A 22,878-nucleotide genomic window follows, 5' to 3' on the forward strand; every position below is an offset into this window, starting at 1 on the left:
AGTCCCGTAAGTTTAACTTAAATATTATTGCCAAATTATCTAACATCAAGCTCATTATTTAATTCATTACATACTTGGTATAACTGAGAAAGTTCGATAGGTTTTGCTAAATAGTAATCAAAGTCCCCCGCGAAATACATTTCGATATCTTCATCCATAACGTTAGCAGTTACAGCAATGACTTTAATTTCTGGGTGTGACTTTTTAATGATTGTACACGCCTCCATACCATCCATTATCGGCATTTGAATATCCATAAAAATCACATCAGGAACACTGTCAGCCACCAAATCAACGGCTTCTTGACCATTATTTGCAACGCGTATTTGGATCCCAGTGCCTTTCATCATGGATAAGAATATGGTCTGATTTATTTTGTTATCTTCAGCAAGAATTGCAGTGAGCTTTTCTAGCTTAGGCAAGGTTAGTTTGGGTTCATGTTTTGCCCCTATCTCATGTTGTTCAACATGTTTAAGTGGCAATAAAATAGTAAATACGGTCCCCTTCCCTAACTCACTTTTAACATCTATTGTGCCATTCATAATGTCAACCAAACTCTTGGTAATGGCCATCCCTAAACCGGTACCACCAAATTTTCGAGTGGTCGATTTGTCTGCTTGCTCAAAGCGACTAAATAAATTATGTAGATGTTGGTCAGACATTCCAATACCCGAATCGGATATTTTAATTTCTAAATAGTTTTGGACCGACTTAGCCAATGTAATATTTACTGCGCCTTGTTCAGTAAATTTGACTGCGTTGGAAACAATATTTAGTAATATCTGCTTAACTCGAACTGAATCTCCCGACCAATAGCGAAGGTAACTGTCTTTTTTCTCGATATTAAACTGTAAACCTTTTTCTTCAATATCTGGTTTAAGGGAGCTTTCAACACTTTGTAAAATGGCATTTAAATCAAATGGCACATTTTCAATACTTAATTTGCCAGCCTCAATTTTAGAGAAATCTAAAATGTCATTAATGATGGTTAGCAATGCCCTGGATGACAATGACGCATCACTCAGTAGTTGGCTACTTTCATCATTTTGAGGTTGTTGCTTGAGTAATTGTAAGGTACCTAAAATGCCGTTCATCGGTGTTCTTATTTCGTGGCTCATGTTTGCTAAAAACAACGACTTAGCACTACTCGCCTTATCTGCTGCTTGCTTTGCTACCGCCAGTTCACGATTGCTATATTCCAATAAGGTTAAATTTTCCTTCAATTTATTATTATTCTGCTCAAGCTCAATCGTTTGCTCTTCTACCAATCGTTTAAGTCGTCGGTTAAACGTCTTTTGATGATAAGAATACGCAAGCACCGCTATCAAAATTGAGATCAAAAGATATAAATAGCGATTATCAACTTTAAACGAAGAAAATTCATATTCGGATAAAAACAAGCCATCTATCGTACTGCTTTTGCCAACCATGCCTAAATCTTTATAAGTTTCAGCGATACTGTTAAATCGGTTTGGGAATGCCGTGCCTAACTCTACAAATTTATGTTTAACCAAGTTTGCAGTTTCATTTGCTTCTTGAAGTAATAGTGGTTTTGCCGTTTTAGAACCATATTTGTTAATAATAAGATCTGCAATTTCCTCTTGATGTTCCAGCGCATATATCCATCCCAATCTTGACGCTGAAACAAATTTTTTCACTCTACCTTTGTGGTTTTTAACTTCGTCTTCTGTAGTGAATATAAGATCACCATAAAAATCTACACCGTAGCTGCTCGGGTCTATTATATTAACTTCATGGCCAAGCTCTTTGTATTTAACCGGTTGATTTGACCGATAACCAGACATAACATCAGTGGTGGCATTAATGAGAGATTCATCGTTAAAATTGTGTTTAACAAATTGATAATCAGTTGCTTGGATCCCAAACATTTTTAAAAGAGCAAGAAGAGGCGCGTCATCAACACTTCGTTGAAACATAATGCGTTTACCGGCCAGATCGTAAGGGCTTGTAATGCCTTTATCAGCCAATGACATAAATATTAACGGGCTTGCTTGAAAAATAGTGGATGCAATGACTACAGGTTTGCCTGCCATACGCTGAACAACAATGCTCGAGTCTGATATTCCATAGTTTGCTTTACCCTTAATAACATCATCTATCGGTGACGTATTTCGGTCTCGTTCTCGTATTTCAACATCCAATCCAACTTCATCGTAATAGCCTTGCTCAAGTGCTGCGTAATAACCAGCAAACTGAAATTGATGAAACCATTTTAGTTGTAATGTTACTTTTTCTTTAGCCACCAGAGGGGCGCAAAAAATCAAAATTACGAGGATAGAAAAAAACTTCATTAACTTATCTCGACTCAAAGTGAATTAGCCACATTTACGTGGCGTAAACTACCAATTTACATAAGCTTAGTTAAAAATTAATGATTTAACACATTTTAATTCAATGACAGTCTGGTCACACTAACGCTTAAATTTAGTCTCTAAAATAACGGAAGAGTTAGTGCGCTCAATGCCACTGAGATTACCAATATTGTCCAAGGTTTGATTTAACTGACTTAGCGACTCTGCTTGTACGACAGCGATTAAGTCGTATTCACCGCTTATCGCGTATAACTCAGCAACCATAGAAAACTGCTTTAAAGCAATGTACGTTTTAGTAGTCAATTGTTGTTTTACTTTGATATGCACGTGGGCCATAACTTGGTCTGATAAAAAGTCGCTACCATATTCGACGGAATACCCTTTTATCACCCCTGTTTCTTCTAGCTTAGTGATCCTATTTTGCACAGTTGTGCGAGACAAATTTAATGCCCTTGCCAAGTCAGACACACTCATTCTAGCGTTTTCACGCAGCAGTAATAATAGCTTTATCTCTTGTTCACTTAGCATTTTGACAACTAACCCCGTTAATTTGACTAAAATAATGATCACATTTAACCATTTGACGCTGCATTTTAACATCACTAATCCACATAATAGACCAATATCAATAAGACTGAATAATAAACAACGGCTATACAGCCTTGGTTCAAGGGGAATTACATGAAGGTTTCAAGAGATTTATTCGACCAGGTTATGGTCCCAAATTATGCCCCAGCGGCCATAATTCCAGTATCAGGCAAAGGTTCTCGTGTATGGGACCAAAATGGCAAAGAATATGTCGATTTTGCCGGTGGTATCGCGGTGAGTTGTTTAGGTCACTGTCATCCTAATTTGGTAAATGCGCTGCAAACACAAAGTGAAAAAATTTGGCATCTGTCTAATGTGATGACTAACGAACCCGCTCTTCGTTTAGCCTCAAAACTATGTGCAGCGACTTTTGCCGAAAAAGTCTATTTCGCCAATTCAGGCGCCGAAGCAAATGAGGCCGCATTAAAATTAGCACGTCGTTTTGCCTTAGATAACTACGGTGCAGAAAAAGATCAAATCATCGCGTTTGATAAAGCCTTCCATGGTCGTACATTTTTCACTGTTACTGTTGGTGGTCAAGCGGCTTATTCTGACGGGTTTGGGCCAAAACCAGGTGGTATCTCACACGCTGAATACAACAACCTAGCGTCTCTAGAAGCACTAATTTCAGACAAGACATGTGCTGTAATGTTAGAACCATTGCAAGGTGAAGGTGGTGTCATTTCACCAACGCAAGAATTTATTAAAGGTGTTCGTGCACTGTGTGACAAACACAATGCGTTAATGATCTTTGATGAAGTGCAAACCGGTGTAGGCCGCACAGGTCACTTATATGCGTATCAAGATTTAGGTGTGACACCTGATATTTTGACAACGGCAAAAGCATTAGGTGGTGGATTCCCAATCGCTGCGATGTTGACCACCACTGAGATTGCAAAACACCTCAAAATTGGCACACATGGTTCAACCTACGGTGGTAATGCCCTAGCCTGTGCAGTAGCTGAAGCAGCACTTGATACTGTTAACACAAAAGCCGTATTAGATGGTGTTTCACAACGAGAACACGTTATTCGTGAAGGCCTAAACGCGATAAATGCCAAATTTGATATTTTTAGCGAAATTCGAGGCAAAGGGTTATTACTTGGTGCTGCACTCAACAAAAAATACCAAGGACGCGCAAAAGAGTTTTTGATGGCTGCCGCTGACATTGGAGTTATGTGCTTAATTGCGGGACCAAATGTGATCCGATTTACGCCGTCGTTAGTTATCGAACTTGAAGACATTCAATTAGGTCTAGAACGATTTGAGCAAGCTGTTGCAAACATTGTAAATAGCTAAGACGGATATCGCCAAAATAGGTAACTCATATGTTAATTGTTCGACCAATTCAAAAAACTGACTTTGATGGCCTCAAGCAGATTGCCATCAATTCAGGTTATGGGTTTACCTCATTACCAGTTGACGATGCGCGTCTGATGGAAAAAATAGAACGGGCGGTAAATAGCATTAACGCCCCTTTTACCCAACGTGCAGAAGAAAGTTATTTGTTTGTTCTCGAAGATACCGAGACAGGAAAAATTGTTGGAACAACGGGCATCGAAGCCTCTGTTGGCTTAAGTGTGCCCCTGTACCACTACCGTCAGAGTAAAATTGTTCACCACTCTAAACAACTTGGGATCTATAAAAGCTTAGATACGTTAGCCGTATGTAACGATTACACCGGTGCAACTGAAATATGCACACTGTTTTTAGAGCAAGCTTACCGTAAAACCCGTGCCGGACGATTATTATCAAAAGTGCGGTTTATGTTTATGGCGGATCACACTGAGCGTTTTTCTAACACTATTATTGCTGAGATGCGTGGCGTGTCTGACGAACAGGGTAATTCGCCGTTTTGGCAATGGTTACAAGAACACTTTTTTGGTATCGATTTTTCTATGGCTGATCATTTAATTGGCTTAGGAAACAAGGGATTTATTTCTGAGCTGATGCCCAAACACCCAATCTACTCAAGTATGTTAAGCCCTGAAGCGCAGGCAGTTATTGGTCGAGTTCATGACAAAACCAAACCCGCTTTAGGTTTGTTAACAAAAGAAGGGTTTGAACCTAGAGGCTACGTGGACTTGTTTGACGCAGGCCCCACCGTTGAAGCTAAATTACCGCAGATTAAATCGGTAAAAAACAGCTTTTTGGCCACCGTCACTATTTGTGCAGACGATCAACTCCCAACCAATATTGATCCAAATGCAAAAACTTACGGACTTAGTAACCTTCATGTTGAGCAATTTAGGGCCACGTTTACCCAGCAAATAATTTTACATACCGAAGCTGACCAAACACTGGTATTGGTTTCACAATCGATGGCTGACGCATTGGCCGTGCAACAAGGTGACTCTTTACGTATTTTGGTGCTGTAAATAACCCCATCACAATGAATTTAGGAAATACAATGACAGAAGCAATTCAATACATTAATGGTGAGTGGCAAGCGGGCACCGGCCCTATTTTCAATTCGATTAACCCCGCCAATGATATTCGCATATGGCAAGGTGCTTCAGCATGTGCAGACTTAATTGATGTCGCTGTTAAGTCGGCACGCCATGCATTTTTAGATTGGTCAGATATGACCTTCGACGCACGTATTTCTATCATTACCCGCTTCGCTGAATTGTTAAAAGAGAATACCGATCACCTCGCTGCAATTATTGCTCAGGAAACGGGTAAAGCACTGTGGGAAAGTAAAACTGAAATCGGTGCTATGGTGGGTAAAATTGCCATTTCGGTCAAGGCCTACAATGAACGTACGGGTTCAGTGACCAATGACATTCCGGGGGCAACCGCAAAATTACGTCACAAACCACATGGTGTCGTAGCGATATTTGGTCCTTATAATTTCCCAGGCCACCTACCAAATGGACATATTGTGCCAGCGCTTATTGCTGGCAATACCGTAGTATTTAAGCCATCGGACTTAACACCGTTAGTTGCCGAAGAAACCGTTCGCCTTTGGCAACAAGCTGGCCTTCCAGCTGGTGTGTTAAATCTAGTTCAGGGCAAGGTCGAAACCGGAAAGGCTTTGGCCTCTCATATCGGTATCGACGGCTTGTTTTTTACCGGCAGCTCAACCACTGGACATTTGTTACACGAGCAGTTTGCGGGCAACCCAGGTAAAATTTTGGCATTGGAAATGGGTGGCAATAACCCGCTTATCGTTAAAGATGTGAAAAACATCGACGCTGCCGTTCATGACATTATTCAATCGGCATTTGTTACGACGGGTCAGCGCTGTACCTGTGCTCGCAGATTGTTTATTGAAAAGAGTACCAATGGCGATGCGATTTTAGCAAAGCTAATTGACGCTACAAATAACATCAAAATTGACGACCCATTCGCCGAACATCAACCTTTTTTTGGTTCAATGATTTCAAAACAAGCCGCTGCAGGGATGGCAATTACCCAGCAGAAAATTGTTGAACTTGGTGGTAAAGTATTAGTTGAATTGCAGCACACAAATACGGATACCGGCTTTGTTACCCCAGGGATCATCGACGTTACACATGCCAATCCACTGCCAGATGTAGAACACTTTGGACCACTTTTAAAAGTATATCGTTATACTCAATTTGACCAAGCCATTAATGAAGCGAATAATACGTCGTTTGGATTGTCAGCCGGTTTTATTGGTGATTCGCAAGATGATTACGATCTGTTTTTCAAACACATTCGAGCTGGTATTGTAAATTGGAATAAACCGACCACAGGTGCGTCAAGTGCAGCGCCATTTGGTGGTATAGGTGCCAGTGGCAACCACAGAGCGAGTGCTTACTACGCTGCTGACTACTGTGCCTACCCAGTCGCATCGGTAGAAGCAACAGAAGTGAGTTTACCGGCAACCTTGTCGCCAGGCTTATCTATTTAACCTAATTTAGCTAATTAATATTTCCGGATTTAAGGACACACACATGCATAACAACGTGAACGAACTCTTTGACAATTTGTGGCAGAACTACCTAACCGTTACACCTTCAGCCAATAAAATTCATCAATTACTTGGTTCAACACAGCAAGACGACATTGTTAATGACCATATTGCGTTACGTACGTTTAACCTACCTAAAGTTGGTTTAGATAAACTCGCGGCACACTTTGAAGCTGTAGGCTATAAAGAATGCGGTGAATACCATTTCGACGCAAAATGTTTATACGCTAAGCACTTTGAACACTCAGATCCAAACCAACCAAAAGTATTCATCTCTGAACTGCTCGTAGAAAAGTTCTCAGCGCCTTTGCAACAAGTGATAAAAACGCTTGTAGATAACATTGATGCGTCAGCTGTCACCGCCGATAACTTCTTATATTCGGGCCGCCATTGGGAGCTAGATTCTGCAACTTACGATATGCTGTTAGAAGAAAGTGAATATGCTGCTTGGACAGCCGCTTGGGGTTATCGTGCAAATCACTTTACGGTGAACGTAAATACCTTAAAGGACTTCGATACTCTTGAGTCGGTCAACGACAAATTGAAGGCCGCTGGTTTCCCACTGAATACAACGGGTGGTGAAATAAAAGGTTCTGCTGAGGTGTTATTGGAACAATCAGCCACGCTTGCGGATGACGCTACTGTTGAATTTACCGACGGTAACAAAACCATTCCGAGTTGTTTCTACGAATTTGCACTGCGATATGAAATGCCAAACGGTAAACTTTATACCGGTTTTGTCGCAGCTTCTGCTGACAAAATTTTTGAAAGCACAAACGCACGCTAGAATGATAAATCGGGCTTTACCTTGTAAAGCCCGATTTAACTTATGGCATCGTGCTTTGTTGTTCGAAGCCTTATTTTTTGTTCCCCTCTTTTTTCAAGCAGCCTTTTTTCAAGCAGCCTTTTTTTAGAACAGCCCTTTTTATTCAAGCAGTTGTTTATTAAATGGCTTTTTTTGGGTTTTCTTAAAAGCCTAAACCTATTCCACAAAAATGCATTTCAGGCAAAAAAAACAATTTATCTTGAGCCTAATAAACGTCAAAAAATTTGGCTGTTAACTGGATTGGCATTCGCTAGAAACAAAATCCATTTGCGCATTTGCACATAAAGCCAGACAATACGTTAAATTGTGAGCCAAGTTCAAATATTTGGCTCTGCCATATTCGACCTTTGCCCAAAATGGAAATCCAATGTTAGACAGTTGCAGCGCGCCAAGTTTGCTCCCCGTTAATGATGCCTTAGCTAAATTACAATCCGCAGTTCAGTCGGTAACCTCAACCATTAAAATCAATATTGATGACAGCGACGGCAGAATATTAAGTGAAGATGTTGTTGCTACCGTTAATGTCCCGCCGGTAAACAACTCCGCAATGGATGGATATGCGGTAAACTTAGTTGACTTAAGCTCTGACAAACCAAAACATTCCAGCAACATAAACTTAGTAGTTGTGGGTGCAGCAATGGCGGGAAATCCTTATACCGGGCGGATAAATCAAGGCGAATGCATCCGAATAATGACGGGCGCGCCGGTACCTACTGAGTGTAATGCAGTCGTTATGCAGGAAAATGTCGTTCGCCAAGATGATGTTATAACGCTTTCAAAAGTACCTGTTTTACACGACAACATTCGCTTTTGTGGCGAAGACATTAAAACCGGTGAAACGCTATTTTCTGCCGGCCATAAAATTCGCAGTGTCGACATTGGTATGATGGCCTCACTCGGAATTGCCAACGTGACTGTTTTTCAACCGTTAACCGTTGCGGTATTTTCCACTGGTGATGAACTCAAATTACCTGGCGAAACGTTGAATGTCGGCGATATATACGACTCAAATAGACAAACCATAAAAGCCATGCTCAAACGTTTAAATGTCGACGTTATTGACCTTGGTGTTATTCCTGACAATGTTGAGGCGATTAAAAATGCCTTTATCAAGGCCGATCAGGACGCCGACGCTATTATTAGCTCGGGTGGCGTATCCGTTGGCGACGCGGATTTTACCAAAGATGTTTTATCTGAAATTGGCGACATCAACTTTTGGAAAGTCGCAATGAAACCAGGTAAACCATTTGCCTTTGGCCTGTTACCAAACAGCGTATTTTTTGGCTTACCGGGCAACCCCGTTTCCGCCACCGTCACCTTTGATATCCTAGTTGCGCCGACCATTATCAAAATGATGGGGGCCTTGCCAACCTCTAATATGGAGCTCACCGCAACCACACTTACGGCGCTAAAAAAACGCCCTGGTCGAGCTGACTTCCAACGCGGAGTCGCGTCAGTTAATCAACAAGGTCAACTAGAAGTCACGGCGCTAAATTCACAGGGTTCCGGTATTTTATCGTCTATGTGTAATGCTAATTGCTACATTTTGCTAACTCAAAATGACGGCCGAATCGAAGCTGGTGCACAGGTGAAGATCAGGATGTTTAATTCCCTACTCGCCTAGCTAAAAAATAAGTTTAGCGACATTACCAACTAAGCACTAAGTCAAATCCTGGCTTAAATCGGCATTCAATGCCGGTTTTGCGCTAAAGATAACTAAACATTAATTGCTGAAAATTATGTCTATCAACTGCGCTTAATTTGATCAAAAAAACTTAATGCCACCGGTGGCGATTGAACTAAGTTTACGTTAAAATCCGGCCATAATTTTAATTATCAGATTGGAGCCCTCTATGAAAATCGCTTTAATGAATGAATTTAGCCAAGCGGCAAAGAACCCTATAGTACTAACGCAACTTGAAGAAGTCGCACAACAACAAAACCATCAAGTATTTAACGTTGGTATGGACGGCGATAACGACCACAGATTGACTTACATTCACCTTGGTATCATTGCCAGCTTATTGTTAAACAGTAAAGCCGTAGACTTTGTCGTGACCGGTTGTGGTACAGGTCAAGGTGCCCTAATGGCAACAAACGCATTTCCAGGTGTGGCGTGTGGATATTGTATTGACCCTTCAGATGCGTATCTTTTTGCCCAAATTAATAACGGCAATGCCCTTGCCCTGCCTTTTGCTAAAGGATTTGGATGGGGTGCTGAACTTAATATTAAATACATTTTTGAAAAAGCGTTTTCTGGCGAAAAAGGTCAAGGTTACCCTGCTGAGCGGAAAGAGTCTCAAGTGGCCAATGCTGGAATTTTGTCTCAGCTTAAATCTGCCGTTGCAAAAGATTACCTTGATGCACTAGAAGCCATTGACCCTGAGCTAATTAAACAAGCGATTGGCGGACCTCGTTTCCAAGCGTGTTTCTTTGAAAACTGTAAAGATGAGCAAATAGCGCAATTTGTTCAAGCGAGACTGTAACTACCAGCAAGTTTACATGTAACGATACCCTGATGATGTTGTTGGTGTTTTTGTTGTGGTATTGCCGACCTTCAAGTCTGCATTTGTTATGACATAACTCAATGGCTAATCCTTTAAGGAGAGAAAATTACTTAGGTAATTCCTCTCCTTTTTTTTGCTCAGTTAAACATTTGAATTACTAAAAATGGCTTTATCAAATTCATCAACAAGGTTATTTGACCCCATCACGACAGGGACTCGCTGATGCAAGCTTGTCGGTGGTAATGCCATTATCCGTTTACCGTGGGCCGTTGCTTTACCGCCAGCTTTTTCAATTAACATTGCAAGCGGGTTTGCTTCATATAATAAACGGATCTTTCCGTTCTCATTGCCAGCACGGGCATCGCTTGGATAATGAAAAACACCGCCTTTTATCAAAATTCGGTTAATGTCTCCGACCATGGCGCCGTTGTACCTCATAGTCACGTCTTTATAGTCTTCTGACGAATACAATACTTGGTCAAAGTAGTGTTGCACACCTTCCTGCCAATAACGGTAGTTAGCCATGTTTGCGGAAAACTCCATGCTATCTTGCGACAACGTCACTTCTGGCACCGTAAGTAAGTATCCACCATGGGTTAGATCCAGCGTATAACCTCTTGTCGGGCCTCCCGTTGTCATCATCAGATAGGTTGAAGGGCCATACAAAACATAGCCCGCACAAACCTGTTCAGTGCCTAATTGCGCAAATTGCTCTGGACTGTTTGCCGCAACATCATCCCTCGCCCTATAGATGGTAAATATGGTGCCTATTTGACCATTTATATCGATATTTGACGACCCATCTAATGGGTCAAAGGCGACAATATAAGGAGCGGTCGAATGAACAGGCACTACAAATTCTTCTTCTTCCGACGCAATTGACCGCACTGAATCATCGTCGCTTAACATGTCCTTTAATAATTGGTTTGCCAATACATCGAGCTTTTTCTGTACCTCACCTTGAATATTTTCATCCAAGGTCGAACCTAATACGCCAGATAATTCGCCTTGGCTCACGCGAAATGCAATTTCTTTGGTTGCCGCTAATATCGTGCGGATAAGTAAAATAAGGTCGAGTTCAACTCCGTCTTTTTTTAATGTAGGGATCAGTCTTTCCATGTTTATTGCCACCTATTGAGACAATTAAGGTCAACAAAGCTTTGCTCAAGTCGAGTTGTCATACTTTGCTCAACGCGGCGTAACCATTGCCTAGGATCGTAGTATTTTTTATTCGGTTTATCATCCCCATCAGGGTTGCCAATTTGGCTTTGTAAATATTCTTCATATTGCTGATAATAATTGAGAATACCCATCCAAGCCGCCCATTGAGTATCAGTATCAATATTCATTTTCACTACGCCATACTCAATCGACTCAGCAATTAACTCCGGCTCAGATCCTGAGCCACCATGGAATACAAAATTGAGCGGGTTGTGTGCTAAGTTGTATTCATGTTCTACAAAGGATTGTGAGTCGCGAAGAATTTTAGGCGTGAGCTTAACGTTACCGGGTTTATAAACTCCATGCACATTGCCAAATGACGCGGCAATAATAAAGTTGTCCGATATTGCACTGAGTTTTTTATAGGCGTAGGCCACATCTTGCGGTTGCGTGTATAAATCAGAAACATCTAACGATGAGTTATCAACGCCGTCTTCCTCACCGCCGGTACAACCGAGTTCAATTTCTAGCGTCATACCGATTGCGCTCATGCGTTTTAAATATCGTTGGCAAGTGTCGATATTGTCTTCGAGTGATTCTTCAGATAAATCGATCATGTGTGAACTAAACAGCGGCTTGCCGGTTTGTTCAAAATGTCGTTCACCTGCATCGAGTAATCCATCTATCCAGGGCAATAAATTGCGAGCTGCATGGTCGGTATGCAAAATCACAGGTACACCATATAACGGGGCAACTTGCTGAACATAATGGGCGGCGGCGATTGCACCTATGATTGAAGGTTGATGCACTTCTAATCCAATCCCTTTGCCACAAAAAAAACTCGCCCCGCCGTGCGAGAGTTGCACGATTACCGGCGAACTTACGTTAGCGGCCGTTTCTAACGTCGCATTTATCGAATTGGTTCCGGTCACATTGACGGCAGGAATGGCGTATCGGTTTTGTTTTGCGTCGGCAAATAATTGCGATACGTTTTTGCCAAAAACTACCCCTACTGGAATGTTGGGTATGTGTTCTTTTGCCATAATATCACCTCCTCTAGACACCAACTTGTTGGCAGGCTTGAGTGACTTTATGCCATTCATTCGCAGCAACCCACTTTGTGTCAGCAACCCAAGTTCCGCCCACTGCAAAGCAATTGCCAAGCGACAAGTAGTCAGCTTTGTTTGCTTGGTTAACACCACCAGTTGGGCAAAAATAAGTGTCTGAAAACAATCCCGACATCGCTGCGATAAATTTAGCGCCGCCGGCCAACGAAGCGGGAAACAACTTAAGCTCTTTGAAGCCAAACTCTCGTGCAGTGAGAATGTCGGCTACATTTGCCACGCCTGGCAACACGGGTACACCACATTCAGCTAATTGAGCACCTAAACTCGGTGTTATCGCCGGCGTCACAATAAAGTCTGCTCCAGCATTAATTGCTCTTTTTAGTGAGTCAGTGCAAACAACGGTTCCCGCCCCGACAATCATGTCTGGAAACGCTTTTTTTATTGCAATCATTGCTTGCAGTGACGCTTCTGTGCGAAGAACAACCTCGACCAGATGGATGCCGCCTGCGCGCATCGCTTTTGCTACTTGGACGCCTTGTTCTACTGTTTCGGCTTGAATAATAGGCAAAAGCACTTGCTCAGCCATTAATGAACGAAATGATCTCATGTGTGTACCTGTTTTTTTGTGTGTGTTTTGTGTGTGTGATTGTGTTTCAGCTTTCACTGTTTGACTTGCCAATCTAGGCAGGTCGGTAATCATTGATGAGTCGAAAAGCCCAGAGCGATTGAGCTGAAGAATCATCGAGCTAAAGAACTATCAACAAATGCTTCCTAGTTATTGATTGACCTTAAACTTGTCAAACTCATGGGATTTAAGATGTTGCTTTAAATAATCAGACAAGCTTTCTAAACTTTGCTTTGGCTGCCATTTATTATTAAAAACCCATGACGCCAATGTCGGATGTTCTTCTGTTAATACATCGCTGGTTCTAAAGTTTGACTCTAGCCATGGATAGTCATTGTCAGACGTATTGTTTTCAAAAAAGTAACGTTGACCATAGAGATTCGCACGCTCTTTATTTTTGTTGTTATATCGTTTTCTAAATATTGGTTTGTCTGCCATGTTTTTTGAAAACGTCGAATTTAGTAAATAAAACTGGGCATCATAATGATGTCGAGCTAACCAAAAGCCAGGGATGCCGTCAAACTTACTGTCGCTCACAACAAGCTTGTAATTGGGGGCTAGTTCTCCGTCATGCCAAATCGTGGCGGCTTGTTTTTGATTATAAAATGTCGAATTTTCAATAAGCGCCGTTCCGCGCGGACAGACAAAATCCACATGACCTTCAAAATAACAGTGGGAGTGATAATATTGACCATGTTTATTCCACAGACTCAAGGTGTCGGCTCCACCGGCAATAACATTGCAGTTATGCGTAATGATCCTGTCGCTGAGTTCAAAACCTCGAACCGCAAATTGATGTTCATGATCACCTGTGACTAAACCATATTCATTAATAATCGATAAGTTCACTAACGTGACGTCAGAGGCGTTTATATTGACCGTCGCCGCCCCCCAATCAGATGGGTGTGTTTCGCGCCAGGTTGAACGTAAAACAGAGGTTTTTATTATGGTATTTTTTGCTGACTGCCCAACTAAAGCTATCTTATTTCGGGTTATAAAAATCCGTTCGTTGTAAATGCCATCTTCAATAAAGATCACAGTTTGAAGGGCTTTTGAACTGTCATCTATTGCGCTTTGAATACTTTGATAAGCTTGGTTCTTACCCACTATCAACAATTCAGTGTCACCAGATAATGGCTCAGAACCATAAGGCGTTGACGCTACAAGTGAGGAAAATAAGCCAATACTAAACAGCAAAAGATACGTGACTGTCACTATAACTTTATTCATCACCAACCTCTTTATAACGCAAGTTGGGTTAAATTAAGTGGCACTATTGCGCCTTTTTGTTGAATGACTTGGCCAGCCACTTTATTGCCTAATTCACCACATCGCCCAACAGGTTTATTAGTTAACCAACCAGCCAAAAAACCCGCATTAAACGAATCTCCAGCTGCGGTGGTGTCAATCACATTTTCAATTGGCGTTGTCGGGATATGAAGGGTTTCTCGTTTGTGCGTGTGATAACAGCCATTAGCACCGTCTTTTAACACTAAATGTGGAATTTGATGGGTTAATAGGCGTTCACGACAAACTTCAATATTGGCATCACCCCATAACAATTGCTCATCGTCGAAGGTAATTAAAGCCAAATCAGCAATAGGGTAAACGAGGTTATAAAACATTTGAGCGGTTTGTTTATCGGCCCAGAGCTTTGGTCGGTAATTGCCGTCAAAAATTATTTTGGCACCTTGTTGTTTTAATGCTTTAAGAGCATCTATGAGTTGAAATTTGTCTTTGTCTGGCAATATCGCTAAAGATATCCCAGACAAAAATAGCGTGTCATATTCACTTAGCTTTTCAAAAACGGCCGTTAAGTCTTTGTGCCGCATCAAATACCGAGCAGCGGAGTCGTTACGCCAATATTGGAATGTACGCTCGCCACTGTTGTCGTTTTCAATCATGTACAAACCAACTTGACGCTTTGGGTCAATCAATACCAAAGTGGTATCGATGCCAACATCTTGCCAGCGACCAATAATCGCTTGGCTTAACCCATCTTCGCCCATTGCTGTGACATAACTCACTAAGCCAGTATTTGGTAAAATTGTCTTTAGGTATAACGCGGTATTGAGCGTATCGCCGCCAAAACTTTGTTGCATTGTACCTAATGCACGGCCGGATATTTCAGCCATACATTCACCGATAATGGCAAGTTTAAACTCGCTCATTACAGCGTCACTCCTTTCTTCCAAATAGCAACTTCGCGTATTTCATTAAGTTCGTTTTTCACCTGCTCGCCATTACAAGCTCTAACTAACAGGTCGATAAATTCAGCTAACAAATCTTCCATACTGGTATCGGTAACTAAGCGGCCGGCGTCAAAGTCAATCCAGTGGCGTTTTTTGGTTGCCATTTCACTGTTTGTTGCAATTTTTAAGGTAGGAACCCAACCACCATAAGGTGTGCCGCGACCTGTGGTAAACAACACCATATGACAACCACTCGCTGCTAAAGCACTCGTTGCGATAGCATCATTGCCTGGAGCATCAAGTAGGTTTAAACCTGGTTGAGTCATGATCTCGCCATATTTTAAAACGGCTTGAACCGGACTTAAGCCCGCTTTTTGAGTACAACCCAAAGACTTATCTTCTAACGTGGTTATACCGCCATTTTTATTGCCCGGTGACGGGTTTTCATAAATAGGTTGATTGTGATCTTTGTAATACCGTTTAAAGCCATTCACCATTCCAACTAAGTCATTGAAGGTTTCTTCGTCTTTGCAGCGCGACATTAAAATGGTTTCTGCACCAAACATTTCTGGTACTTCGGTTAATACGGTTGTGCCGCCGCGGGTAATTAAAAAGTCCGAAAACTGACCTAACAATGGATTTGCTGTGATGCCCGATAGCCCATCACTGCCGCCACATTCGAGTCCAAATTTAACTTCTGATAAACGTCCTTTTTCACGTTTATCGTGCTGCATCTTAAGATAAATCTGTTCCATCATGGCGACGCCAGCTTCCACTTCGTCTTCCACCATTTGGGTAACCAAAAATTTCACCCGGTCTTTGTCATAATCACCAAGTCCATCTTCGAAAACCACAACCTGATTGTTTTCACAGCCAAGGCCTACGACTAATGCGCCACCGCAATTGGGGTGTTTTGCCATATTTTGCAGCAATACCCGAGTTGTTTCTAAGTCATCACCGAGTTGCGAACAACCAAATTGATGTGGAAATGCAAACACCCCGTCGATTGCCAAATCTTTGTGCCGACGGGTAAATTCTTTCACCATTTGGGCGGTCATGCCATTAACACAGCCGACGGTAGGGATAAGCCATAGCTCATTTCTTATGGCGACATCGCCATTGGCACGACGATAAATTTGCACTTCTGGCGAGTCGTCAGTAGCAAAGTTTGAGGTGATGTTTTCAGGCTGGTATCGATATTCCAATTCATCTTTTAAATTTGTTTTCACATTATCCGTGTGAACCCACTGACCTGCCGCTATTGGTGATATTGCATGACCTATTGGCGCGCCATATTTAATAACAGCTTCATCAACGGCGATATCGATAAGTGCAACTTTGTGGCCTTTTTCAATATCGCTAATTGGCGTTACTGATGTCTCGCCATCATGATACGTTTGGCCCTTAACCAACGGGGCCAACGCTATTGCGACTGTGTCAGTCGCGTGCAAACGGATAATATGTTTCATTTGTTCTACTTCCAAATCACGTGTTAAAACGTTTAAAAACCGGCTTACGCCTGCAGAGTACGCATTAGCTCTACACGGACTCCGCTGTTTAAAAATGCTGCTAAACTTGACGTAACAGCGAGTGTTAACCCTTCCACGTCGTTTAGGTTTTGCTCCCAGTGCCAACTTGCACCTAGGACACTTTCAACCACCTGTTGCGTTGTCATCGTCCCTTCGGAGTGTTGTTGCCAAACATCAGCAAATAACGCCATCCACTGTGGTGAGTCGCTTAATTCAATTGCTTGACCGTCACGCGTCCCGCGATACATTAATATCTGTGCGGCAATCGCCTGAGCCATCAAAGTCGGTACTTGTTGATGTTTTTCTACAAATGTCAGTAACTGCGGCAAAATTCGGGTATGGAATTTGGTCATACTGTTAAGAGAGATCGACAGCAACAAATGATGGATATACGGATTGCGGAAACGTTTAATCACGTCGTTAGCAAATTGTACCAATTCATCTTTAGGTAAATTCAGTGTCGGTATGATTTCGTCAAACATCAATTTTTCGACATATTGGGTAAACAAGTTATCATCCATTGCTTCGCCAACGGCTTCAATTCCTGCCATATAGGCAAGTGGCACTAGTGCCGTATGCGCCCCGTTTAAAATAGCAACTTTACGTTGTTTGTACGGGTAAATATCGTCGACCACTTTGATGTTCAGACTGGTGTTTTTTAAACACAAAACATCTTCTAACTCTTTTGGACCTTGGATCACGAAAAAGTGAAAGTACTCAGACGTCACCATAAAGTTGTCTAGATAACCAAGTTTTGTCTGTAGTGCGTCGTGTTCAGAGCGCGGAAAGCCAGTAACAATTCGGTCAACCAACGTGGAGCAAAAATGGTTAGAATCGTTAATCCAGGCGATAAACTGCTCGTCTAACTGCCATAACTGACAATATTGCATTACAATTTCTTTTAGTTTTTCACCATTATAGTCAATTAATTCACATGGGATGATCATCAAGCCAGCATCGGCTGAACCGTTAAAGTGATTAAATCGTTTGTACAACCACTGTGTTAATTTTCCAGGGAATGCTTTTGCTGGTGCATCGCCAAGCTTGTCTGTATCAATAAATTCGATACCAGCTTCAGTTGTATTTGAAAAAATAACATTTAACGTTTCACATTCCGCCAGTGCCATATATTTATCGAATTCTTTATAAACCGGAATTTCTTCATTTACGCATTCAATAATATCAACTTGCTCGGTGGCTTCACCCGACTCATCAATGCCGCGAACAAGCGTGGTGTAAAGTCCATCTTGAGTGTTAAGAAGAGGCAAAGCATCGTAATCGATTGGACGAATAATGCTGATCCCAGCGTTTAGCCCACTTTCTTTGTTTAAGTGGTTAATTTGCCAGTCGATAAAAGCCCTTAAAAAATTGCCTTCGCCAAACTGCATAATTTTGGTTGGATAGCGCTTAGAAGCGTGGTTTTGTCGATTTAACTGTTTCATTATCTGTCCGATTTGTTACGTATTTTTTCTAACATTACGACATTTTGCCACCGGTGGCAACTTTTTAATTGACATTTTGCCACCGGTAGCAAAGAATACTAATTCATCAATTTTAAGAGCAATGTCTCATTATAAACCTTGCTCCTTTATTAACGAACAATATGTAGGTGTCAGATGGTCAATTCGTTTTTTAGCTTAGCAGGTAAAACCGCCCTCGTTACAGGTGCAAGCCGTGGACTGGGTCAGCAAATTGCAATAGGACTTGCACAGCATGGTGCAAACGTTATTTGCAGTAGCAGTCGCCAAGGTGGTTGCGCCGAAACAGTTAACCAGATCATTCAAACTGGCCAACAAGCATATGAAATTAGTGCCGATTTATCAGATAGCCAATCGGTAAAAGGTTTAGCAAAACAGGCATTAGAACACGCGACTAACGTCGACATTTTAGTTAACGTTGGTGGCACGATATTTCGTAGCCCTGCTGTCGATTATCCATTGTCAGAATGGCATAAAGTGATGGCCGTCAACTTAGATGCGAGTTTTCTATTAGCCCAGGAACTTGCCCCAGCTATGATGAAAAAAGGGATTGGTAAAATAGTGAATATTGCGTCAATGTTATCTTACTCAGGTGGTATTACCGTCCCTGCTTACACTGCCAGCAAACACGCGGTTGCAGGGCTAACCAAAGCGTTAGCCAATGAGTGGGGGATTAACAACATTCAGGTCAACGCAATAGCGCCGGGTTATTTTAGGACTGACAATACACAAGCGATACAGGACGATCCGGTACGTAACAAAGAAATTGAGAATCGGATCCCTGCAGGCCGCTGGGGCAACCCAGAAGATTTAGTGGGGGCTGCGGTCTTTTTATCCTCTGATGCCAGTAACTATGTAAATGGTCATATTCTCGCAGTAGATGGTGGTTGGTTGGCCCGTTAAATCAACATCGTTATACATACGAATACGCAATAGAAAAGGTTTAGACATGACACAAACAAAATTTGAAAACCGTTATGCCATTGGTCCAAATGAAGTAAAAGGTTTTGATACCGCGCAATTACGTGATGCCTTTTTGGCTGCAAATTTAATGCAAAACGACACCGTCAATTGGATTTATACTCACTATGAACGCTTTATGGTGGGTGGAGCAGTGCCTGTTAACGAGACACTAACGTTAGCAACATTAGATGCGCTGAAGGCGGAGTTTTTCTTGTCCCGTCGCGAGCTGGGCATTATTAATGTTGGCGGCAAAGGGACGGTAACCGCCGATGGCGAAGCCTTTGAATTAAATTACAAAGACTCACTTTATTTGGGCAGTGGTAATAGGCACGTTACGTTTCAAAGTTCGGATGCCGCGAATCCTGCTCGATTTTATTTAAACTCCGCACCAGCCCATCATTCTTACTCTAATAAAAAGGTCGAATTTGGTGGCGGAAAACAACTCCAAATGGGCAGTTTAAAGACCAGTAATGAGCGCGACATTAATCAATCTATGATCAACTCTGTAGTTGAAACTTGTCAGCTACAAATGGGCATAACCTGCTTAAAAGAAGGCAGTGTATGGAATACGATGCCAGCGCACCAACATGACAGACGCAATGAAGTGTATTTCTATTTTGAAGTACAACCAGAACAGGCTATTTGTCACTTCATGGGTGAGCCAACCGAAACAAGGCACATCTGGGTTCATAACGAACAGGCGGTGATTTCTCCACCTTGGTCTATTCATTCAGGCTGCGGCACTCAAAATTACAGTTTTATTTGGGGTATGGCAGGTGAAAACCTCGATTACAGTGACATGGATTTCCATGCCCCAGACACATTAAGATAACCAAGGTAAAAACATGCGAATTCTAATAATAATCATCGCGATGTTCACTTTAGCAAGTTGCGGTGAAAAACAGGGTAAGACTCGTCTAACATTAGGCCACACATTGGACACACGTCATGTTGTGCACCTTGCTATGGAATATATGGGGGAGCGCTTACAGCATTACTCTGATGGTCAAATGGAGCTGGTTATTTATCCCGGTGGTCAACTGGGCTCAGAACGAGAAATGATCGAGTTGCTGCAAATTGGCAGTTTGTCTATGACAAAAGTATCCGCCAGTCCGCTTGAAGGCTTCGTACCTGAAATGAAGCTATTCAGTATCCCTTATTTAATTCGCGATCGAGAGCATTTTTGGCGCGTTTTAGATGGCGAAATTGGCCAATCTTTATTAGATAAAACCGCCATAGCTAGACTTAAAGGAATGGGGTATTACGATGCTGGAAGTCGCAGTTTTTATACCTCTGACGCACCAATTCGCAAACCTGACGACCTCCTCGGTAAAAAAATTCGGGTTTTAAATAGCCCAACTGCTATGGCTATGGTCAAAGCGTTAGGTGGCGCTGCCGCGCCAATTGCCTGGGGTGAATTATATGCGGCACTGCAACAAGGCGTAGTTGACGGTGCTGAAAACAACCCACCGAGTTATTACTTGTCGCGCCACTATGAGATAGCAAAATATTACAGCTTAGATGAACATACTTTTGTGCCTGACATTATTTTAGCCAGCCTGCCAGTTTGGCAATCCTTATCGATGGAGCAACAAGGCTGGTTATCACAAGCGATGCGCGACTCTATTGAGTATCAAAAATCGTTATGGCAAAAAGCGTCAGATGACGCATTAGCCGCGGTAATAAAAGCAGGAGTGGAAGTGGTTTATCCAGATAAAGTGGCATTCCAACAAAAAGTTGCCCCGTTTCATGCCACGTTTGACAACAGTCCAGTTGCCGAACAAATCAAAAAAATTAAAAAGATGTAAGGCGCCGCTGATGAATTCTCTAATCTCAAAAATCAACTATGCACTTGAACGCCTGCTAATGTTAATGATGCTGGCTATTGTTGTCACTGTTAGCTGGCAAGTGTTCTCTCGTTTTATTCTGCAATCTCCGAGTTCTTTTACAGAAGAGCTCTCCCGTTACCTACTGATTTGGATAGGCATACTCGGCGCAGCTTACGCTTACAAAACCAAAGCGCATCTTGGACTCGACTTGTTTGTTGAAAAATTGCCAACACATATTAAAACCTACGCCCGACTATTGATCGAAGTGCTGGTCATTATTTTTGCCACCTGTGTCATGATCTACGGTGGTGTCAACTTGGTTGCATTAACGTTAGAACTCAAACAAACGTCAGCGGCCTTAGGGTTGCAAATGGGCTGGGTTTATTCCGTCATTCCTTTATCTGGTGTACTCATCACGCTATATGCCGTCACCAATCTTCACTCAATCATTAATGATAAGGAGAGTAAATAATGGACATTACAGCCCTAGTTTTACTGCTCGTATTTTTTACCATGTTGTTTTTTAATGTGCCTATTTCGATCTGTATTGGTTTAGCCACTTTGGTGTCGCTTTTAATGCACATCGACTTTACACCAGCGACGACAACCATCGCCCAACAAATGGCTGGCGGTATTGATAGTTTTGCATTATTGGCCATCCCATTTTTCATCTTATCAGGCTTAATCATGGGCCAGGGCGGTATTGCAAAAAGATTGATTGAATGTGCAATGGCGTTGATTGGGGCATTACCCGGTGGTCTCGCTTTAGTAAACGTTATGTCATGCATGATGTTTGGGGCAATTTCTGGTTCAGCTGTTGCAGCAACATCTGCAATTGGTAGCTTTATGGTCCCTGAAATGAAAAAACACGGATACGACGAAAACTTTGCCGCAGCCGTTACCGCTTCAGCAGCCACTACGGGAATGCTAATTCCACCAAGTAACATTCTTATCATCTATGCCATCGCAAGTGGTGGTGTGTCGATTGCAGCGTTATTTGTGGCCGGCTACGTCCCAGGCATACTTGTTGGTTTGGCACTTATGACGGTATGTATGTTGTATGCCATCAAGAAAAAATACCCGGTGTCAGCGCGATTACCTTTAAACGTTGTTGCGCAAAAAGTGTTTGCCGCGTTGCCGAGCTTATTATTAGTATTTATCGTAATCGGCGGCATCATTGCTGGTGTTTTTACAGCCACTGAAGCTGGTGCTGTTGCCGTATTATATGCCCTTGGGTTATCGGTATTTATTTACAAAGAAATTTCCACCCAATCGTTACCGGCTTTATTTCTAAAAGCCTGTGAAACAACAGCAATAGTTATGCTAATTATTGGTGCCTCATCTGCGATGTCGTGGTTATTGTCATATGCCCACATACCACAGGGTATAAGCGACTTCTTTCTGCAGTTTAGTGATAACCCAATCGTTATATTATTAATGATTAATTTGATCTTGATTTTAGTTGGTGCGTTCATTGATATGACCCCTGCTGTGTTAATATTTACCCCGATATTTCTACCGGTGGCAGCAGAACTTGGCATGGGCCCTATACAATTTGGTATTATGATGGTATTAAACTTGTCAATTGGGTTGGTCTCACCACCCGTCGGCAGCGTCCTTTTTGTATCTTGTGCTGTAGCAAAAACATCAATTCATAAAATTATAAAGCCGATGATACCGCTTTATTTTGTGATGTTTATCGTCCTTATGTTGGTGACTTACGTCCCTGCTATAAGTGAAACGCTACCAAGAATGCTGGGACTACTTTAATTCTGAAACTAATACTGAAATGTAGGTTTGCCAATTAGTCATAATTGGCAAATTCAAATTGGAATAGAAA

Annotated in this window: 20 protein-coding genes; 11 read left to right on the forward strand and 9 right to left on the reverse strand. The window is 42.0% G+C overall.

Features of this window, described 5'->3' with window-relative positions; translation table 11 throughout:
- Positions 1–35: 35 nt before the first annotated feature.
- Positions 36–2,312 (reverse strand): ABC transporter substrate-binding protein, encoded by a 2,277-nt coding sequence (locus Q4575_RS05045; protein WP_303521541.1) that lies wholly within the window; start codon positions 2,310–2,312, stop codon positions 36–38.
- A 120-nt stretch (positions 2,313–2,432) separates the two neighbouring features.
- Positions 2,433–2,861, reverse strand: a complete 429-nt coding sequence (locus tag Q4575_RS05050) for an Lrp/AsnC family transcriptional regulator (protein ID WP_303521648.1) — start codon at positions 2,859–2,861, stop codon at positions 2,433–2,435.
- A gap of 153 nt (positions 2,862–3,014) precedes the next feature.
- Here Q4575_RS05050 and Q4575_RS05055 point away from each other — a divergent pair, with 153 nt between their 5' ends.
- From Q4575_RS05055 to Q4575_RS05080, 6 genes are all read left to right on the forward strand, one after another.
- Positions 3,015–4,220 (forward strand): aspartate aminotransferase family protein, encoded by a 1,206-nt coding sequence (locus Q4575_RS05055; protein ID WP_303521542.1) that lies wholly within the window; start codon positions 3,015–3,017, stop codon positions 4,218–4,220.
- A gap of 29 nt (positions 4,221–4,249) precedes the next feature.
- On the forward strand, positions 4,250–5,299 hold the full coding sequence (gene astA, locus Q4575_RS05060; RefSeq protein WP_303521543.1) for an arginine N-succinyltransferase: 1,050 nt from the start codon (positions 4,250–4,252) through the stop codon (positions 5,297–5,299).
- 32 nt (positions 5,300–5,331) lie between these two features.
- Positions 5,332–6,801 (forward strand): succinylglutamate-semialdehyde dehydrogenase, encoded by a 1,470-nt coding sequence (gene astD, locus Q4575_RS05065; RefSeq protein ID WP_303521544.1) that lies wholly within the window; start codon positions 5,332–5,334, stop codon positions 6,799–6,801.
- Positions 6,802–6,844: 43 nt separating this feature from the next.
- Positions 6,845–7,648 carry a DUF1338 domain-containing protein gene (locus Q4575_RS05070; protein WP_303521545.1) on the forward strand — a complete coding sequence of 268 codons (804 nt, stop codon included), beginning with the start codon at positions 6,845–6,847 and terminating at the stop codon, positions 7,646–7,648.
- 406 nt (positions 7,649–8,054) lie between these two features.
- On the forward strand, positions 8,055–9,311 hold the full coding sequence (gene glp / locus Q4575_RS05075; protein WP_303521546.1) for a gephyrin-like molybdotransferase Glp: 1,257 nt from the start codon (positions 8,055–8,057) through the stop codon (positions 9,309–9,311).
- A 229-nt stretch (positions 9,312–9,540) separates the two neighbouring features.
- Positions 9,541–10,173, forward strand: coding sequence for an RpiB/LacA/LacB family sugar-phosphate isomerase (locus tag Q4575_RS05080; protein WP_215965003.1), 633 nt, complete (start codon positions 9,541–9,543; stop codon positions 10,171–10,173).
- 162 nt (positions 10,174–10,335) lie between these two features.
- Here the strand turns inward: Q4575_RS05080 and Q4575_RS05085 are convergent, their stop codons facing one another.
- The 7 genes from Q4575_RS05085 to Q4575_RS05115 all read right to left on the reverse strand — a co-directional run bounded on the left by Q4575_RS05085 (position 10,336) and on the right by Q4575_RS05115 (position 18,210).
- Positions 10,336–11,313, reverse strand: coding sequence for a class 1 fructose-bisphosphatase (locus tag Q4575_RS05085; RefSeq protein WP_303521547.1), 978 nt, complete (start codon positions 11,311–11,313; stop codon positions 10,336–10,338).
- Between the two features lie 2 nt (positions 11,314–11,315).
- The gene (gene fbaA / locus Q4575_RS05090) at positions 11,316–12,398 is read right to left on the reverse strand and encodes a class II fructose-bisphosphate aldolase (RefSeq protein WP_303521548.1); all 1,083 of its coding nucleotides are present in this window, start codon (positions 12,396–12,398) and stop codon (positions 11,316–11,318) included.
- Between the two features lie 13 nt (positions 12,399–12,411).
- Positions 12,412–13,029: a bifunctional 4-hydroxy-2-oxoglutarate aldolase/2-dehydro-3-deoxy-phosphogluconate aldolase gene (gene eda, locus Q4575_RS05095; RefSeq protein WP_303521549.1), complete on the reverse strand. Its 618-nt coding sequence runs from the start codon at positions 13,027–13,029 to the stop codon at positions 12,412–12,414.
- 168 nt (positions 13,030–13,197) lie between these two features.
- On the reverse strand, positions 13,198–14,277 hold the full coding sequence (locus Q4575_RS05100; RefSeq protein ID WP_303521551.1) for a pectinesterase family protein: 1,080 nt from the start codon (positions 14,275–14,277) through the stop codon (positions 13,198–13,200).
- Between the two features lie 11 nt (positions 14,278–14,288).
- A complete protein-coding gene (locus tag Q4575_RS05105) occupies positions 14,289–15,218 on the reverse strand; it encodes a sugar kinase (protein WP_215965008.1) in 930 nt (309 codons plus the stop codon).
- On the reverse strand, positions 15,218–16,708 hold the full coding sequence (locus Q4575_RS05110) for a UxaA family hydrolase (protein WP_303521552.1): 1,491 nt from the start codon (positions 16,706–16,708) through the stop codon (positions 15,218–15,220). Before Q4575_RS05110 ends, Q4575_RS05105 begins: the two co-directional genes overlap by 1 nt.
- A 44-nt stretch (positions 16,709–16,752) precedes the next feature.
- The gene (locus Q4575_RS05115; protein ID WP_303521553.1) at positions 16,753–18,210 is read right to left on the reverse strand and encodes a tagaturonate reductase; all 1,458 of its coding nucleotides are present in this window, start codon (positions 18,208–18,210) and stop codon (positions 16,753–16,755) included.
- Between the two features lie 174 nt (positions 18,211–18,384).
- On the opposite strand from Q4575_RS05115, the gene Q4575_RS05120 reads away from it, so the two are divergent.
- The 5 genes from Q4575_RS05120 to Q4575_RS05140 are packed head-to-tail and all read left to right on the forward strand — an operon-like array spanning position 18,385 to position 22,808.
- Positions 18,385–19,149 (forward strand): glucose 1-dehydrogenase, encoded by a 765-nt coding sequence (locus Q4575_RS05120; RefSeq protein WP_215965011.1) that lies wholly within the window; start codon positions 18,385–18,387, stop codon positions 19,147–19,149.
- A 46-nt stretch (positions 19,150–19,195) separates the two neighbouring features.
- A complete protein-coding gene (gene kduI / locus Q4575_RS05125; protein WP_272182019.1) occupies positions 19,196–20,041 on the forward strand; it encodes a 5-dehydro-4-deoxy-D-glucuronate isomerase in 846 nt (281 codons plus the stop codon).
- Between the two features lie 13 nt (positions 20,042–20,054).
- Positions 20,055–21,017, forward strand: coding sequence for a TRAP transporter substrate-binding protein (locus Q4575_RS05130; protein WP_215965013.1), 963 nt, complete (start codon positions 20,055–20,057; stop codon positions 21,015–21,017).
- Positions 21,018–21,027: 10 nt separating this feature from the next.
- On the forward strand, positions 21,028–21,510 hold the full coding sequence (locus Q4575_RS05135) for a TRAP transporter small permease (RefSeq protein WP_215965014.1): 483 nt from the start codon (positions 21,028–21,030) through the stop codon (positions 21,508–21,510).
- Positions 21,510–22,808, forward strand: a complete 1,299-nt coding sequence (locus Q4575_RS05140; RefSeq protein WP_303521554.1) for a TRAP transporter large permease — start codon at positions 21,510–21,512, stop codon at positions 22,806–22,808. Before Q4575_RS05135 ends, Q4575_RS05140 begins: the two co-directional genes overlap by 1 nt.
- Positions 22,809–22,878: the final 70 nt, after the last annotated feature.

It is taken from the genome of Psychrosphaera sp. 1_MG-2023, assembly GCF_030548245.1.
Taxonomy (GTDB): domain Bacteria; phylum Pseudomonadota; class Gammaproteobacteria; order Enterobacterales; family Alteromonadaceae; genus Psychrosphaera; species Psychrosphaera algicola.

Excerpts from the sequence above, each read along its gene's own strand:
- Q4575_RS05045 (WP_303521541.1), bottom strand. The coding sequence starts at position 2,312 with ATGAAGTTTTTTTCTATCCTCGTAATTTTGATTTTTTGCGCCCCTCTG.
- Q4575_RS05050 (WP_303521648.1), bottom strand. The coding sequence starts at position 2,861 with ATGCTAAGTGAACAAGAGATAAAGCTATTATTACTGCTGCGTGAAAAC.
- Q4575_RS05055 (WP_303521542.1), top strand. The coding sequence starts at position 3,015 with ATGAAGGTTTCAAGAGATTTATTCGACCAGGTTATGGTCCCAAATTAT.
- astA (WP_303521543.1), top strand. The coding sequence starts at position 4,250 with ATGTTAATTGTTCGACCAATTCAAAAAACTGACTTTGATGGCCTCAAG.
- astD (WP_303521544.1), top strand. The coding sequence starts at position 5,332 with ATGACAGAAGCAATTCAATACATTAATGGTGAGTGGCAAGCGGGCACC.
- Q4575_RS05070 (WP_303521545.1), top strand. The coding sequence starts at position 6,845 with ATGCATAACAACGTGAACGAACTCTTTGACAATTTGTGGCAGAACTAC.
- glp (WP_303521546.1), top strand. The coding sequence starts at position 8,055 with ATGTTAGACAGTTGCAGCGCGCCAAGTTTGCTCCCCGTTAATGATGCC.
- Q4575_RS05080 (WP_215965003.1), top strand. The coding sequence starts at position 9,541 with ATGAAAATCGCTTTAATGAATGAATTTAGCCAAGCGGCAAAGAACCCT.
- Q4575_RS05085 (WP_303521547.1), bottom strand. The coding sequence starts at position 11,313 with ATGGAAAGACTGATCCCTACATTAAAAAAAGACGGAGTTGAACTCGAC.
- fbaA (WP_303521548.1), bottom strand. The coding sequence starts at position 12,398 with ATGGCAAAAGAACACATACCCAACATTCCAGTAGGGGTAGTTTTTGGC.
- eda (WP_303521549.1), bottom strand. The coding sequence starts at position 13,029 with ATGAGATCATTTCGTTCATTAATGGCTGAGCAAGTGCTTTTGCCTATT.
- Q4575_RS05100 (WP_303521551.1), bottom strand. The coding sequence starts at position 14,277 with ATGAATAAAGTTATAGTGACAGTCACGTATCTTTTGCTGTTTAGTATT.
- Q4575_RS05105 (WP_215965008.1), bottom strand. The coding sequence starts at position 15,218 with ATGAGCGAGTTTAAACTTGCCATTATCGGTGAATGTATGGCTGAAATA.
- Q4575_RS05110 (WP_303521552.1), bottom strand. The coding sequence starts at position 16,708 with ATGAAACATATTATCCGTTTGCACGCGACTGACACAGTCGCAATAGCG.
- Q4575_RS05115 (WP_303521553.1), bottom strand. The coding sequence starts at position 18,210 with ATGAAACAGTTAAATCGACAAAACCACGCTTCTAAGCGCTATCCAACC.
- Q4575_RS05120 (WP_215965011.1), top strand. The coding sequence starts at position 18,385 with ATGGTCAATTCGTTTTTTAGCTTAGCAGGTAAAACCGCCCTCGTTACA.
- kduI (WP_272182019.1), top strand. The coding sequence starts at position 19,196 with ATGACACAAACAAAATTTGAAAACCGTTATGCCATTGGTCCAAATGAA.
- Q4575_RS05130 (WP_215965013.1), top strand. The coding sequence starts at position 20,055 with ATGCGAATTCTAATAATAATCATCGCGATGTTCACTTTAGCAAGTTGC.
- Q4575_RS05135 (WP_215965014.1), top strand. The coding sequence starts at position 21,028 with ATGAATTCTCTAATCTCAAAAATCAACTATGCACTTGAACGCCTGCTA.
- Q4575_RS05140 (WP_303521554.1), top strand. The coding sequence starts at position 21,510 with ATGGACATTACAGCCCTAGTTTTACTGCTCGTATTTTTTACCATGTTG.